The 14903-nt window shown below is 66.1% G+C and carries 14 protein-coding genes; 7 read left to right on the top strand and 7 right to left on the bottom strand.

Annotated features, from left to right (window positions below; genetic code table 11):
• Window position 1: 1 nt before the first annotated feature.
• Genes ACFPAH_RS21460 through cobA form a run of 4 tightly spaced genes read left to right on the top strand, consistent with a single transcriptional unit; the run spans window position 2 to window position 3778 of the window.
• A complete protein-coding gene (locus tag ACFPAH_RS21460) occupies window positions 2-715 on the top strand; it encodes a phosphoadenylyl-sulfate reductase (protein ID WP_379749414.1) in 714 nt (237 codons plus the stop codon).
• 24 nt (window positions 716-739) lie between these two features.
• Window positions 740-1678: a sulfate adenylyltransferase subunit CysD gene (cysD, locus tag ACFPAH_RS21455; RefSeq protein WP_379749412.1), complete on the top strand. Its 939-nt coding sequence runs from the start codon at window positions 740-742 to the stop codon at window positions 1676-1678.
• Window positions 1678-2997: a sulfate adenylyltransferase subunit 1 gene (locus ACFPAH_RS21450; protein WP_379749410.1), complete on the top strand. Its 1320-nt coding sequence runs from the start codon at window positions 1678-1680 to the stop codon at window positions 2995-2997. The genes cysD and ACFPAH_RS21450 overlap by 1 nt, the downstream gene beginning before the upstream one ends.
• Window positions 2998-3022: 25 nt before the next feature.
• Window positions 3023-3778 carry a uroporphyrinogen-III C-methyltransferase gene (cobA, locus tag ACFPAH_RS21445; RefSeq protein ID WP_379749574.1) on the top strand — a complete coding sequence of 252 codons (756 nt, stop codon included), beginning with the start codon at window positions 3023-3025 and terminating at the stop codon, window positions 3776-3778.
• A 13-nt stretch (window positions 3779-3791) separates the two neighbouring features.
• Here cobA and ACFPAH_RS21440 read toward each other — a convergent pair whose 3' ends face one another.
• A complete protein-coding gene (locus ACFPAH_RS21440; protein ID WP_379749408.1) occupies window positions 3792-4235 on the bottom strand; it encodes a hypothetical protein in 444 nt (147 codons plus the stop codon).
• A gap of 326 nt (window positions 4236-4561) precedes the next feature.
• On the opposite strand from ACFPAH_RS21440, the gene yghU reads away from it, so the two are divergent.
• Window positions 4562-5398 carry a glutathione-dependent disulfide-bond oxidoreductase gene (yghU, locus tag ACFPAH_RS21435; RefSeq protein ID WP_379749406.1) on the top strand — a complete coding sequence of 279 codons (837 nt, stop codon included), beginning with the start codon at window positions 4562-4564 and terminating at the stop codon, window positions 5396-5398.
• Between the two features lie 157 nt (window positions 5399-5555).
• Here the strand turns inward: yghU and ACFPAH_RS21430 are convergent, their stop codons facing one another.
• From ACFPAH_RS21430 to lptF, 3 genes are read right to left on the bottom strand one after another with little or no spacing between them, the layout of a single operon-like run.
• The gene (locus tag ACFPAH_RS21430; protein WP_379749404.1) at window positions 5556-5924 is read right to left on the bottom strand and encodes a sirohydrochlorin chelatase; all 369 of its coding nucleotides are present in this window, start codon (window positions 5922-5924) and stop codon (window positions 5556-5558) included.
• Between the two features lie 11 nt (window positions 5925-5935).
• Entirely contained in the window at window positions 5936-7129 is a 1194-nt protein-coding gene (lptG, locus tag ACFPAH_RS21425; RefSeq protein WP_379749402.1) for an LPS export ABC transporter permease LptG, read from the bottom strand.
• Window positions 7130-7139: 10 nt separating this feature from the next.
• The gene (gene lptF / locus ACFPAH_RS21420; protein ID WP_379749400.1) at window positions 7140-8291 is read right to left on the bottom strand and encodes an LPS export ABC transporter permease LptF; all 1152 of its coding nucleotides are present in this window, start codon (window positions 8289-8291) and stop codon (window positions 7140-7142) included.
• A 91-nt stretch (window positions 8292-8382) separates the two neighbouring features.
• Here lptF and ACFPAH_RS21415 point away from each other — a divergent pair, with 91 nt between their 5' ends.
• Complete coding sequence (locus tag ACFPAH_RS21415) at window positions 8383-9879, top strand: leucyl aminopeptidase (RefSeq protein WP_379749398.1); 1497 nt, start codon at window positions 8383-8385, stop codon at window positions 9877-9879.
• A 143-nt stretch (window positions 9880-10022) separates the two neighbouring features.
• Here the strand turns inward: ACFPAH_RS21415 and ACFPAH_RS21410 are convergent, their stop codons facing one another.
• Both ACFPAH_RS21410 and ACFPAH_RS21405 read right to left on the bottom strand, forming a co-directional pair.
• Complete coding sequence (locus ACFPAH_RS21410; RefSeq protein ID WP_379749572.1) at window positions 10023-10211, bottom strand: DUF1653 domain-containing protein; 189 nt, start codon at window positions 10209-10211, stop codon at window positions 10023-10025.
• A gap of 13 nt (window positions 10212-10224) precedes the next feature.
• The gene (locus ACFPAH_RS21405; RefSeq protein WP_379749396.1) at window positions 10225-10569 is read right to left on the bottom strand and encodes a hypothetical protein; all 345 of its coding nucleotides are present in this window, start codon (window positions 10567-10569) and stop codon (window positions 10225-10227) included.
• A 435-nt stretch (window positions 10570-11004) separates the two neighbouring features.
• Here ACFPAH_RS21405 and xth point away from each other — a divergent pair, with 435 nt between their 5' ends.
• Window positions 11005-11769, top strand: coding sequence for an exodeoxyribonuclease III (xth, locus tag ACFPAH_RS21400; RefSeq protein WP_379749394.1), 765 nt, complete (start codon window positions 11005-11007; stop codon window positions 11767-11769).
• 109 nt (window positions 11770-11878) lie between these two features.
• Here the strand turns inward: xth and ACFPAH_RS21395 are convergent, their stop codons facing one another.
• Complete coding sequence (locus ACFPAH_RS21395; RefSeq protein WP_379749392.1) at window positions 11879-14815, bottom strand: EAL domain-containing protein; 2937 nt, start codon at window positions 14813-14815, stop codon at window positions 11879-11881.
• Window positions 14816-14903 lie beyond the last annotated feature (88 nt).

Genomic DNA, 14903 nt, shown 5'->3' with positions numbered 1-14903 from the left:
CATGAGCGACCTCGCCATCCGCGTCCGTGAAACCGAAGCCATCCTCGCGCGCATCGCCGCCGAGTTCACCCCAAGCGTGTTCGCCTCGAGCCTGGCAGCCGAGGACATGGTGCTGACGGACCTGATCCTGAAGGCGAAGCTGCCGATCGGCATCTTCTCGCTGGAGACGGGCCGCCTGCACGAGGAAACCCTGGCCGTGCTCGACGCCGTCAAGGCACGTTACGGCCACGACATCACCCTGTTCCGCCCGCAAACGGAGGCGGTGGACGCCTATGTCGCCCAGAACGGCCTGAACGCCTTCTACGACAGCATCGACATGCGCCGCGAATGCTGCCGCGTGCGCAAGGTCGAGCCGCTCGGCCGCGCGCTGGCCGGCAACCGCGCCTGGATCACGGGCCAGCGCCGCGCCCAGTCTGCCACGCGCTCGGACCTCTCGGTGCAGGAAGACGACCCGGCACATGGCATGGTCAAGTTCAATCCGCTGGCCGACTGGTCGGAGGAGAACGTCTGGGAATACATCCGTGCCAATGGCGTGCCCTACAACGCGCTGCACGACCGCGGCTATCCCTCGATCGGCTGCGAGCCCTGCACCCGCGCGGTGCAACCGGGCGAAGACGTGCGGGCCGGGCGCTGGTGGTGGGAAAACCCCGAATCGAAAGAGTGCGGCCTGCACGTGGTCGACGGCAAGCTGATCCGCATTAAATCCGTGGCCTGAGCCATCAAGAATACAAGGCACTTCATGACGAACCTTTCCGACACCCATAACGTCCTCGCCGACGTCAACGCGCGCCACCTCGACGCGCTCGAATCCGAAGCGATCCACATCCTGCGCGAAGTGGCGGCGGAATGCAGCAACCCTGCCCTGCTGTTCTCGGGCGGCAAGGACTCGGTCGTGCTGCTGCGCCTGGCCGAGAAGGCTTTCCGCCCCGGCAAATTTCCCTTCCCGCTGGTGCACATCGACACCGGGCACAATTTCGACGAAGTGATCGCCTTCCGCGACGCGCGCGTGGCCGAGCTCGGTGAGCGCCTGATCGTGGGCTCGGTCGAGGACTCGATCAAAAAAGGGACCGTGCGCCTGCGCAACCCGGCCACCGACTCGCGCAACGCGGCCCAGGCCGTGACCCTGCTCGAGACGATCGCCGAACACGGTTTCGACGCCTGCATCGGCGGCGCCCGCCGCGACGAAGAAAAGGCACGCGCCAAGGAGCGCATCTTTTCCTTCCGCGACGAATTCGGCCAGTGGGACCCGAAGGCCCAGCGCCCGGAACTGTGGGACCTGTATAACACCCGCGTGCATCCGGGCGAAAACATGCGCGTGTTCCCGATCTCGAACTGGACCGAACTCGACGTGTGGCAGTACATCGCCCGCGAAAAGCTGGCCCTGCCGCCTATCTATTTTGCGCACCAGCGCCAGGTGATCCCGCGCAACGGCCTGCTGGTGCCGCTGACCCCGCTGACCCCGGCACGCGAAGGCGAGACCGTCGAAACGCAGACCGTCCGTTTCCGTACCGTCGGCGACATCTCCTGCACCTGCCCGGTGTCCTCCAGCGCAAGCACGGTCGAGGCGATCATCGCCGAGACGGCCGTCACGCAAGTGACCGAACGCGGTGCGACCAGGATGGACGACCAGACCTCGGAAGCCTCGATGGAAAAACGCAAGAAGCAAGGATATTTCTGATGAACGCCCTGAACGATAAACTGACCCAGCACAGTCTCCTGCGCTTCATCACCGCCGGTTCCGTCGACGACGGCAAGAGCACGCTGATCGGCCGCCTGCTGTACGACAGCAAGGGCATCTTCGCGGACCAGCTGGCCGCCGTGTCGCGCTCGAAGCACAAGCGCACCGTGGGCGACACGATCGACCTGTCGCTGCTGACCGACGGCCTGGAAGCCGAGCGCGAGCAAGGCATCACGATCGACGTGGCCTACCGCTACTTCGCGACCCCGAAGCGCAAGTTCATCATCGCCGACACCCCGGGCCACGAGCAGTACACCCGCAACATGGTGACCGGCGCCTCGACCGCGGACGCCGTGATCATCCTGGTCGACGTGTCGAAAGTGAAGCTGCGCGAGGACGGCGGAGTGGACCTCTTAATCCAGACCAAGCGCCACTCGACCATCGCCCACCTGCTCCAGATCGAGCACGTGATCGTTGCCGTCAACAAGATGGACCTGATCGGGTACGACCAGGCCGTGTACGAGCGCATCGTCGCCGCCTACCGGGAATTCGCCGCGTCGCTGGGCCTGAAGGACGTCACCGCGATCCCGCTGTCGGCCCTGGCCGGCGACAACGTCGTCGAGCGCTCCGAGAACATGGACTGGTACACGGGTCCGACCCTGATCGACCTGTTGGAAAGCATCTCGGTCTACGACGAAGCGCACGATGCGCCGTTCCGCTTCCCGGTGCAGCTGGTCGCCCGCCACAACGGTCACGAGGCGAACGACTTCCGCGGCTACATGGGCCGCATCGAGTCGGGCAGCGTCGCGGTCGGCGACAAGCTGGTGGTGCAGCCTTCGGGCCAGGGGGCGACGGTGAAAGAGATCCTTACCTTCGACGGCCCGCTCGACACGGCCGCCGCCGGCCAGTCGGTCACGCTGCTGCTCGACGAGTACCTGGACATCTCGCGCGGCGACACCCTGGCCGGTGCCGCGGCCCCGGCGAAGCTCTTGAGGCAGGTGGTGGCCGACGTCTGCTGGATGTCGGACGAGCCGCTCGACCTGCGCCGCAAGTACTGGATCAAGCACGGCACGCGCCAGACCGGTGCCAAGGTGACCAAGGTCGACACCCTGCTCGACATCAACACCCAGGTACGCCACGCGGTCGAGGACCAGGGCGCGGGCCTGAAGCTGAACGACATCGCGCGCATCCACCTGACGGTGCAGCAGCCGCTGGTGGCCGACGCCTATGCCGACATCCGCGCCACCGGCGCCTTCATCCTGATCGACGAAGTCACGCACCAGACCGTCGCCGCGGGTATGATTCGCCTGAGCGAATAACAGGAGCAACCCGATGGCGGCGAAGATGACGGCGACAGGCAAGGTGTACCTGGTCGGCGCCGGCCCCGGTGCCGCCGACCTGATCACCGTGCGCGGCGCGCGCCTGCTGGCGCAAGCCGACGTCGTGCTCTACGACGCGCTGGTGACGCCCGACATGCTGGCGCTGTGCGCCGGGGCCGAGCTGATCTCGGTCGGCAAGCGCTCCGGCCAGCGCTCCACCGCCCAGGATGCGATCAATGCCCTGCTGGTCGATTGCGCCTCCCGGTTTTCCACCGTCGTGCGCCTGAAGGGCGGCGACCCGATGCTGTTCGGCCGCGCCGACGAAGAACTGCGCGCGCTGGAGGCCGAGGGCATCGAGGTCGAGGTCGTCCCCGGCATCACCACCGCCGTCGCCGCCGCGGCGGCCACCAGGCAACCGCTCACCAAGCGCGGCGTCGCGCGCAGCGTCGCTTTCTTCACCTCGAGCACGGGACCGGACCAGCCGGAGCATCCCGCCCTGCCCCACACCGACACGATGGTCCAGTACATGGGCGGACGCGAAGCCGCGGCCACCGCCGAGCGCCTGCTGGCGCAAGGGCGGCGCGCCGACACGCCGGTGGTGGTGGTCGAGAATTGCAGCCGGCCGGACGAACGCATCGAGCGCCTGACCCTGGCCGACCTGGCACGGGGGCTGGGCACGGCGCACGGGCCGGTGCTCGTGATGATCGGCGAAGCCTTGCGCCTGCGCGAACACCAGCCGGTGGACGGCGCTCGCGCGCCGGAACTGCGCCGCAGCGCCTGAGCACCTTGCCCGCTCAGGCTGAGCGGGCGCTGTCGTATTCCTCGATTTGCCTGACCAATCGGTCGGCGGCCGCATGGGTCTCGGCCGCGATGCGGTTCAGCTGCGCGATCGCCTGTTCCAGCCGGGCGCCGGCGCGGCCGCGGCATTCGCGGGTGCGCCAGAGCGCCAGGTCGCGCCGCATGCCGGCCAGGTCGTCCTTCAGTTCGCACAGCATCCGGCGCAGGCTGCGGTCGGCGTCGACCATGCCGGGTATGCTGCCGGCGCTCAGGCGCTTCGAGAGGGTGGCGATTTTCATGCCCATCGCCCCGATGCGGCGCGCGGTGGCCTCGATGTGGCGCGCGCAGCGGGTCTGCGCGAACAGCCCGCCGGGCAGCCGGACCCCGTCCCAGAATGGCGCCTCGCCGGCACGCGCGCGCAGGAGCTTGGCAACGATCTGTCTCAGGAAGGATGGGAGCATGAAGGCGCACCTGTCGGTTGGGTTGGCCGGACGCGGCCGGAAGTGCCCGAGCAGTGTGTTCGACAACGCAGGGGCTGTCAAACGGCTGAGCGACCCGCGCGCATGATTCGGAACAATCCGTGGCGTGTTCGCCGCGTTTGTTGGCAGGGCGTTATTGGTCTGCGGCGCTGATGGGACGTGCCTGGCGCGCTGGCCGAAACCGGGACGCGCCAAGCGCGATCGGATGGAGTCGGGTAAGCTCGCAAGACATGCCATGCCGACATCACGCCCCCGGCCTGGTGCTGCGCAGGACTACCCGTTACCACTTCGCATTCGAGGAGATCTTCATGTCCGACCAACCCTACGTGCCGCCCAAGGTCTGGGCCCCGGCCGAATCCGGTGGCACGTTTGCCAACATCAACCGCCCCGTTGCCGGCCCGACCCACGAGGCCGAACTCCCGGTCGGCAAGCACCCGCTGCAACTGTATTCGCTGGCCACGCCGAACGGCGTGAAGGTGACGATCATGCTGGAGGAACTGCTCGCCGCCGGCCACCAGGGCGCGGAATACGACGCCTGGCTCATCCGCATCAACGAGGGCGCGCAATTCTCCAGCGGCTTCGTGGACGTCAACCCGAACTCGAAGATCCCGGCGCTGATGGACCGCAGCGTGACGCCGCCCGTGCGCGTGTTCGAATCCGGTTCGATCCTGGTCTACCTGGCCGAAAAGTTCGGCGCCTTCCTGCCGAAAGAGGTCGCGGCGCGCACCGAGACGCTCAACTGGCTGTTCTGGCAGATGGGATCGGCGCCTTTCGTCGGCGGCGGTTTCGGCCACTTCTACGCCTACGCCCCCGAGAAATACGAATACCCGATCAACCGCTATGCGATGGAAGCGAAACGCCAGCTCGACGTGCTCGAGCGCCAGCTGGCCACCCATCGCTTCGTGGCGGGCGACGAGTACACGATCGCCGACATGGCGATCTGGCCCTGGTATGGCGGCCTCGTGCTGGGCGAGCTGTACGACGCGGGCGAATTCCTGTCGGTGCACGAGTATAAAAACGTGCGGCGCTGGGCCGACGAAGTCGCGGCCCGTCCGGCGGTGATCCGCGGCCGCAAGGTCAACCGCGTGCGCGGCAAGCCGGAGGAGCAGGTCGCCGAGCGCCACGACGCGTCGGACCTGGCGTAGGTGGACGGCTCCACCCGGCGGGGTGCGTTCACGCGGCACTGACGCCGCCCACGCGTTCAAGCGTCACATGCACTGCCGCGAATGATCGTCCGTGCGTCGAACGCGCGGGCGGCATTCGGGCAGCGTGATCGCAGACCTTCAGGCCGAGCCGCCCACCCTACGCGAGCGAGCGCACGCAGTAATCCGTCATCGCGGCCAGCACGGCCGGATCTTCCCCGACCGCGCCCACGACCTCCACGCGCAGGCCCGGGTGCGCGGCGCGCAGGCCTTCGGCCAGCAGCGGCAGGTCGCGCAGCAGGTGGCCGCCCTGCCCCAAAAACACCGGGACGACCGTCACCGCTTCTACGCCATCGGCCACCAGGGCCGCGACCGTCTCCGGCAGGCGCGGCTCCATCAATTCGAGGAAGGCCAGCCTGACCTCCACCTGCGGCAGCCGCGCACGGGTCGCGTCGCGCAGGCGCTCGAAGGGCGCGGCCCAGGAAGCGGCGCGGGCGCCGTGCGCGAACAGGACCAGGGCGCGCTTCATGGCGGTCTCCATCAGTGTCGCTCCACCCAGCGCAGCGCGCCGATGGCAAGCAGCAGGAACAAGAGGCTCGGCGCCACCGCCGTGAAGAAGGCGGGCCAGGTCGAGAGCAGGCCGAGGTGGGCGAACAGCGAATTGATCAGGATGAAGCCCACGCCGATCATGATGCCGATGAAAATCTTCAGGCTGACGCCGCCGCTGCGGGTGTGCAGGTAGGCGAAGGGCAGCGCCAGGGCCATCAGGACGAAGATCGCCAGCGGATCGATCAGCTTTTTCCAGAACGCGATCTTGAAGCGCTCGCTCTCCTGGCGGTTCTCGGCCAGGTGGCGCGAATAGACGGCCAGTTCGTTGGCCGACATGCGCTCCGGATCGCGGCGCGACACCTGCAGGATCTTGGGCGTGATCTCGGAGACCAGGTCCAGGCTGGCGACCTTGCGCGTGGCGACCGCGCTGGTCTCCTGGCCGTAGGTGCTCTGGATGCTTTGCCCTTTCGGAACCGGCGTCCCCGGCTCGGGCAGCACGCGGCTGTTGGAAAACAGGGTTTCGGTGACGTCGTTCAGGCGCCAGGTGCTGTTGCCGCTGAAGGTGGCGCTTTGCGCCGTGATCAGGGCGCGCATGCGCAGCGCGTTGTCGAATTCGTAGAGGCGCACATCGACCAGCGAACCGTCCGGGCGGATCTGGCGCGCGTTGAAGAAGCGCGAGCCGACGATCGGGCCGCGCACGCCGTTGGCCCCTTCCGCATGCACGTTATCCTTGGTCCACATCCCCGAGCGGAATTCGGAAGCGAGCGTGGCGCCCTTGGCCGACAGGCGCACCTTCTCGGCCAGCGGCGCCGTGCGCGGCGTGATCAGCTCGCCGAAGATGAAGGTGATGATCACGAACACGATGCCGATCTTGAACAGCATCCAGCCGGCCATGCGCGTCGACATCGAGGAGGCGCGCATGATCGTGAACTCGGAGGTCTGCGCGAACTGCGCCATCGCATAGATGGTGCCGATCAGGGCCGCGACCGGCATGACCTCGTACACGTGCCCTGGCAGCATCAGCGCCACGTACAGCAGCGCGTGCTGGAACATGTAATTGCCCTTGCCGACCTGGGGCAGCTCGCGCGTCAGGTCCATGAAGGCGATCAGGCCGAGGAAGGCGAACAGTACGAAGACGACAGCCTGCGTGATGTTGATCGCAAAATAACGTTGTAGTACCTTCATTCCTGCACTTTCATCGGCTCTCCACCATGGCGCCATGGGTCTTGCGCTGCAGGCGGCGGCGCTTCCAGGCGTTGATCAGGACCAGCGGGTGGTAATGGTGGTTCACGTTCAGGCGCCAGGCGAACAGGCCGACCACGATCAGGGCCACGGCCAGGTGCAGCGGCCACCAGGCGAGCGCGAAATCGACCTTCTCCTGCTTGACGCTGGCTTCGACCATCTTGACCAGGTTATTGTAGGTAAAGAAGATCAGCAGGGCCAGGATCAGGTTGGCGGAACTGCCGGCGCGCGGGTTCACGAAACCCAGCGGAATCGCCAGCAGGATCAGCACCAGGCAGACGATCGGCTGCGAGATGCGCGAGAGCAGCTCCGAGCGCGTGTACTGGTTTTTAACCGCGAGCAGGGTCGGCGTCGATTGGGCGTCGAGCGGCACGTCGGTGCCGAGCACCGGCACCGTGGTCGCCACGCGCATGCTGTAGCGCTCGAACTCCATCGACTGGAAATCGGCCTGGCCGGGCACGCCCTGGTAGCGCCGGCCGTTTGTCAGCACCAGGTACTGGCCGCCCTTGCCGTCCGCTTCGATCACGCCTTCGCGCGCGACGACGATCGACTTGCGGCCCTTGCCGTCGTCGGAATTGACGAACACGTTCTGCACGACGGTCGAGCCATTGGTGCTGCCTTCGACGAAGAAGACGCGGTCGGCCGAGGAGGACTCGCGGAACTGGCCGGGCGCCACGCGCTTGAGGTCTTCGCGCTTCTCGAAGCGCTGGATGAACTCCGCGCTTTTCATCTTGGCCCAGGGCGCGACCACCAGCGACACCGCCCCCACCAGCAGCACCAGCGGCAGGCCGAAGGTGAGCACGGGACGGATCCAGGCCAGCAGCGACTGGCCCGAGGCGAACCAGACGACCATTTCGGAATCGCGGTAGCTGCGCGTGATGGCGACCAGCACCGAAATAAAACTGGTGAGAATCAGGACAGTTGGCAGATAATTCAATGATTGAAACGCAATCAATGCGACGACGTCGCCGGATGCGACACGCCCGCCGGCGGCCCTGCCCAGGATGGCGATCAGGGTCCAGGTGACGGTCACCGTGAACAAGACCGTGAAGGTTGCCCCGGCTGCGCTGGCCAGTTCTCGAAGCAGGGAGCGTTGGAAAATCATTCGATAGTTATAATTGCAGGTTGAGCAGCTCAGGTAACACTGCGCGCATAAGGCGCGCACGATGCCTGCACAATACGAAACGGAGAATCAAATGGACTTTAGCATAAAAGCATTCGACACAAAAAACACCCTGGCCACGGCCAAAACCGGCTGTGTCGCAGTGGCGGTGTTCGAAAACAAAAAACTGTCGCAGGCTGCGAAAGCCCTCGATCAAACCGGCGAAATCACTGCGGCACTGAAGTCGGGCGACATCACCGGCAAGGCCGGTTCGACGCTGCTGCTGCGCGGCGTGGCCGGTGTGGCCGCGGCACGCGTGCTGCTGGTCGGGATGGGCGCCGACGAGGCGGTGGGCGAGAAGAGTTTCAATACCGCGGTCGGCGCGACGCTGAAAGCATTCGCGTCGCTGGGCGCGGCGGATGCCATTATCGCATTTCCGACCACCGAAGTGAAAGAGCGCACGCCTGACTGGGCCGTGCGCGCCATCGTCGTTGCCGCCACCGAGAGCGAATTCCGCACCGACGCGCAAAAGAGCAAGAAGGAGCCAAGCGCCACCGGCGTGCGCAAGATCACCCTGGCCGTGCCGCTGGCAAACGCCGAAGCCAAGTCCACGCTGGCACAGGCGATCGCGATCGCCAACGGCATGAACCTGACCAAGGAACTGGGCAACCTGTCGCCGAACATCTGCACCCCGACCTACCTGGCCAACGTCGCGCGCAAACTCGGCGACGATTTCGGTTTCGACGTCGAAGTCCTCGAGCGCAAGCAGCTCGAAGCCCTGAAGATGGGTTCCTTCCTGGCCGTGGCCAAGGGCAGCGAGGAAGCGCCGAAGTTCATCGTCCTCAAGCACATGGGCGGCAACAAGAAGGACGCGCCGGTGGTCCTGGTCGGCAAGGGCATCACCTTCGACTCGGGCGGCATCTCGATCAAGCCGGGTCCGGCGATGGACGAAATGAAGTACGACATGTGCGGCGCCGGCTCGGTGCTGGGCACCTTCCGCGCGATCGGCGAGATGAACCTCAAGCTGAACGTCATCGGCATCGTCGCCGCCTGCGAAAACATGCCGTCGGGCCGCGCCACCAAGCCGGGCGACATCGTCACCGCCATGAGCGGCCTGACCATCGAGATCCTCAACACCGACGCCGAAGGCCGCCTGGTCCTGTGCGACGCCCTCACCTACGCCGAGCGCTTCAAGCCGGCCGCCGTGGTCGACATCGCGACCCTGACGGGCGCCTGCATCGTCTCGCTGGGCCACCACAACAGCGGCCTGTTCACCCGCCACGACGCCGCCCACGACGCGCTGGCCGACGAACTGCTCGACGCCGGCAAGCAGACCGGCGACGGCGCCTGGCGCCTGCCGATCGGCGAGATCTACAACGAGCAGCTCAAGTCGAACTTCGCCGACCTTGCCAACATCGGCACCCCGGGCGGCGCCTCGATCACGGCGGCCTGCTTCCTCGAGAACTTCACCCGCAACTACACCTGGGCCCACCTGGACATCGCCGGCACCGCCTGGAAGAGCGGCGCGCAAAAAGGCGCGACCGGCCGTCCGGTGCCGCTGCTGACGACCTTCCTGATGAACCGGGTCTAAACCGGTAGCGGGACATGAGAACGGGCCGCGAAAGCGGCCCGTTTTTTATCGCCGACGCTCCTGCGGCGCCCGAACGAAAAACGGCGCGTGAAATATTCTTTCACGTGCCGTTAATTTGTGAAATTTAATTTCACGCAGTGTGACTACGACACCGGCGCAAAGCGCGGCACCAGCACACCCTCCACCTCGATCAGTTCGAAGAACACCGACTTCGGCCGCGCCCAGATCGAGCCGTCGGCGGCGCGGTAGATGATCATCGGCGTCAGGTCGGCCTCGAGCGTGGCCTCGCAGACCAGCTCGTACAGGCCGCCTTTATAGTGCCGGTACTGTATCAAGCCCAGCCCCTCAAGCCTGCTCGGCCGTGGCTTTCTGCTTCTTCTTCAGGCCCTGGATCACCTTCAGCACGCCTTCGATGCCGGCGGTCTCGTCGAGCTCACTGAATGCGTCCAGCACTTCATTGAGCACGCGGTTGCGTACGGCTGCCTCGTCCGGCTGAACGGGCTTGACGGCGGTGTCGCCCGCAAACTTCGACGGCGTCTCGGCTGCCGTCTTGGCGCCATGCGCCAGGGCGGCCTGCCAGATCACCCAGCGGCGCTGGGTTTCGTAGACGAGGTATTCCTCGGGCTTGTCCTCACGGCGACGAACAATGTGGCCATCGCGCTGGGCCCATGCTTCAAATGCACTGCGCATCTCTGTCCTTTTCATGTGGGTACGGATATTCGCTATAAAAACAGCAATATTTCGCCATAGTACCATTTCACCGCAGAGACCCTTGCACGAATGAACTCAATCGTGCGTCGGCTGGTGGAATGCCTTTTGGAACGAAATACTACCCTGCAAGTTATCCGAATACAACTGAATATTACCTTTGGGTAATATTCACAGAATGTGACATGCTACACCGTAACTCTCACCTTTCGCCACACTAAATTGCGAGCGTCATGGCAATATATTTTAAACCACTCACTTGCTTTTTATGCACTTCGCTTGCAATTTCAGCAAATGAACAGCGAATGTGTGCCATTTGCGCACAGTCTTATCCGGTTGCAGGAATCGTGACGAGGATCGATACTGCGCACGCGCCGTGGCGGAAGGTCCGCCGCGCATTCACTTAGACCTGCCTACATGAAAATAGCAACTTGGAATGTTAATTCGCTAAAAGTGCGCCTGCCGCATTTATTGCGCTGGCTGGACACCAATCCGGTTGACGTCCTCTGCCTCCAAGAAACGAAACTTACCGACGATAAATTTCCTATCGAGGAAATCAATGCAGCCGGTTATCAGGTCGCGTTTACTGGCCAGAAAACCTATAACGGCGTGGCCATCCTGTCGCGCCACCCGATTCACGATGTCGTGAAAAACAATCCCCGTTTCGAAGACGCACAGCAGCGCATCATCGCCGCCACGATCGAAGGCGTGCGCTTCGTCTGCGCCTATATCCCGAACGGCCAGGCGGTCGACTCGGACAAGTATGTCTACAAGATGGCCTGGCTCACCGCCCTGCACGACTGGCTCGGCGAGGAACTGGCGCGCCACCCGCAGCTGGCCCTGCTCGGCGACTACAACATCGCGCCGGAAGACCGCGACGTGCACGATCCGGTCGAATGGGAGGGCAAGATCCACTGTTCCGAGCGCGAACGCGCTGCGATGGTCGCGCTCGGCGGCCTGGGCCTGGTCGACTCGTTCCGCATGTTCGAGCAGCCCGAAAAACAGTACAGCTGGTGGGATTACCGCATGATGGGCTTCCGCCGCAACCGCGGCCTGCGCATCGACCATATCCTGCTCTCGGCCGAGCTGGCCAAGCGCTGCACGGGCTGCGTGATCGACCGCGAGCCGCGTACCTGGGAGCAGCCGTCGGATCACACGCCGGTGATTGCCACGTTGGCGTAGGGTGGGCGGCTTCGCCGCGCACGCGTTCAGGCGGCCGTAGCGACGTCGCGCATGCTCTGAAACCTGTTGGACGCGTGGGCGGGAGACCCGCCCACCCTACGCGTATGTCTCAAGCGCAGCCCGCCTTGCGCTCGCCCTCGAGCAGCAGCGTCCGGGTCCCCGCGCTGTCGAGCGCGCGCGCGAACAGCCAGCCCTGCACGTACTGGCAGCCGTAGCCGCGCAGCAGGGCCAGTTGCTCCTCGGTCTCCACGCCCTCGGCCACGACCTGCAGCTGCAGGCTGTTGGCCAGCGCCATCACGGCCGCGACGATCGCCTGGTCCTCGCTGCTGGCCACCAGCTCGCGCACGAAGGTGCGGTCAATCTTGATCTTCCTGACCGGGAAGCGCTTCAGGTAGGCCAGGCTCGAGTAGCCGGTGCCGAAATCGTCGATCGACAGGCGCATGCCCATGCGGTTGATCTGGCCGAGGATGTCGAGCGTCTGCTCGCCGTGCTGCATCAGCGCGGTCTCGGTGATCTCGAATTCGACCAGCGCCGGATCGATGCCGGTTTCGTCGACGATGCGCCGGATCGAGGCGACCAGCGCCTTGTGCATGAACTGGCGCGCCGACAGGTTGATCGCCAGCGGCACCGGCGCCAGGCCGGCGCGCTGCCAGGCCATGCTCTGCTCGCAGGCGCGCCGGATCACCCATTCGCCGACCGGCACGATCATCCCGTTCTCTTCCAGCACCGGGATGAAGTCGTCCGGCAGCACCAGCACCGACCCGGTTTCCCCCGCCCCGCCCGGCGTCGGCTTGCGCCAGCGCAGCAGCACTTCAAGCGCATGCACGCGGCCGGTCGCGATGTCCATGATCGGCTGGTAGAAGGGTTCGAACTCGCCGTTCGCCAGCGCCTGGCGCAGGTTCGATTCGAGCTCGAAGTGGCGCGCCGCCGCGCCGTTCATGCGCTGGGTGAAGAACTGGTAGTTGTTGCGGCCGGCGGCCTTGGCCTGGTACATCGCCGCGTCGGCATTGCGCATCAGGGTCTCGACGTCGCTGCCGTCGTCCGGATAGATGCAGATGCCGATCGAGGGCGAGATGTGCAGGTGATGGCCTTCGAAGGGCACGGGCGAGGCCAGCGCCTCGATGATCTTGTCGCCGATCGCGCTGCATTCCTCGAGCGCATGCACGCCCGGTACCAGCACCACGAATTCGTCGCCGCCGAGGCGGGCCACCGTGTCGCTGGCGCGCACCGCGCGGCACAGGCGCCCCGCCACTTCGCGCAGCAGGTGATCGCCCGTCGCGTGGCCGAGCGAATCGTTGATGTTCTTGAAGCGGTCGAGGTCGAGGAACATGATGGCCAGCTTGCCGTCGGCGCGCTGCGCGGCCAGGATCGCGCGCTCGAGGCGGTCGGCCAGCAGCGCGCGGTTCGGCAGGCCGGTCAGGCTGTCGTGGTAGGCCATGTGGTGCACGCGCGCCTCGGCCTGGCGCCGCTCCAGGATCTCTTCCTGCAGCAGGGCGTTGGCGCCGGCCAGCTCGGCCGTGCGCTCGGCCACGCGCACCTCGAGCTCGTCGCGCGCGCGGCGCACCGCCTCGGCCGCCTCGCGCTGGGCCGTCACGTCGTCGACCAGCCACAGGCTGCGCCCGCCCGGGTCGGCCAGGTCGAAGGGACGGCCCGACAGCCGGCCCCAGAAGGTGGCGCCGTCGCGCCGCACCAGCAGGTGCTCGCCGACGCTGACGCGGCCGGCGGCGAAGTCGCGCGCGGTCTCGCGGCGCGCGGCCAGCCAGCCCTGGGCGTCCTGGTAGAGCGAGCGCACGCTGGCGCCGCGGCAGCCGCCGGGCTCGTAACCGAACAGCTCCTCCATCTTGCGGTTGCAGTGCAGCGTGCGGCCCTGCTCGACGACGGCGATGCCGAGCACGGCCGTGTCGAGGATGGCCTGGTTCTCCAGCAGCGCCACGCGCAGCGACTGCTCGTCGCGCTTCTGGCGGGTGCGGTCCTCGACGATCCATACGTAGCCATGCGACAGCTCTTCGGGATTGACGGCATAACCGATGATCTTGGCCCAGATCGGGGTGCCGTCGCGGCGCATCAATTCGGCCTCGCCCTGGTAGGCACGTCCCTGGGCGAACAGCGGGTAGGCTTCGGCGGCGATGCGTTCGAAGTCGCCGATGCTCGGGTGCAGGGCCTGCACCATCAGGCCCTCCGCCTGCTCGCCGGCATAGCCGAACATGTCGAGGAAACCCGCGTTCCAGCGCCGCACGCGCTGCTTGCGCGTAAACATGATCGCGAGCGAGGCGTTGTTCATCAGTGCCTGCAGTTCGCGCCGCGCGTGGCGCGTTTCGCTCACGTCCTCGATGATCCAGATCGTGCCCGCTTCGCGCCGGCCCGGCACCACCGCGCTGGCGCGCACCCGCGCCCAGAAGCGCGAGCCGTCGCGGCGCCGGAAGCGGCACTCGGCCTTTTCGTAGATGCCGTCGCGCGACAGCGCCTCCAGCGCCTCGTCCTTGAATACCTGGTAGTCGAGCGGCGAAGCGAACATCTCGCCCGGATTGCGGTCGGCCAGTTCCTCGACGCTGTAGCCGATCATGCTCGACAAGCGCGGGTTGCACTCCTTGAGCAGGCCCGGCTTGGTGAAGACGATGCCGACCGGGGCGTTGTCGAAGATCGCCTTCTGCTGGCCCATGGCGGTGCGCAGCGCCTGCTGGCCGCGCTCGTATTCGCTGACGTCGGTGAAGACGAAGGTGGCGCCCGGCGCGCCCGCGCCGGGCGGCAGCGGCTTGGAGCGGATCTGGACGGCGATGTCCAGGCCCGGCGCGCCCGGCCGGCTCAGTTGGGTATGCCAGCAGCGTTCGGTGCGCATGGCGCGCCGCAGTTCGGCCATGGCGATGCGCGCCGCCGCGCCGCTGAACAGCTCGAGCAGCGAACGGCCCTCGGGCGAGCCGCCGGCCAGCGCGCACATCGCGCCGTTGGCCGCGAACACGACGCCCGAGGCATCGACGGCGCAGGCGGCGCCCGCAATGAGGTCCAGCGCATCGGCCACGCAGGCCGGCTTGCACGCAATTCTATCCATTGTTTCCCGCAGTCCCCTGGCATGCAGCCTCGATGCGGGCCGCTAAATGTTGCTGGATGATAAACCAGCGGAGGCGGAATCTCTACCA

This window comes from Massilia sp. GCM10023247, assembly GCF_042653325.1.
In the GTDB taxonomy this organism is placed as follows: Bacteria; Pseudomonadota; Gammaproteobacteria; order Burkholderiales; family Burkholderiaceae_D; genus Telluria.
This window is presented reverse-complemented; position numbering and strand designations above follow the sequence as displayed.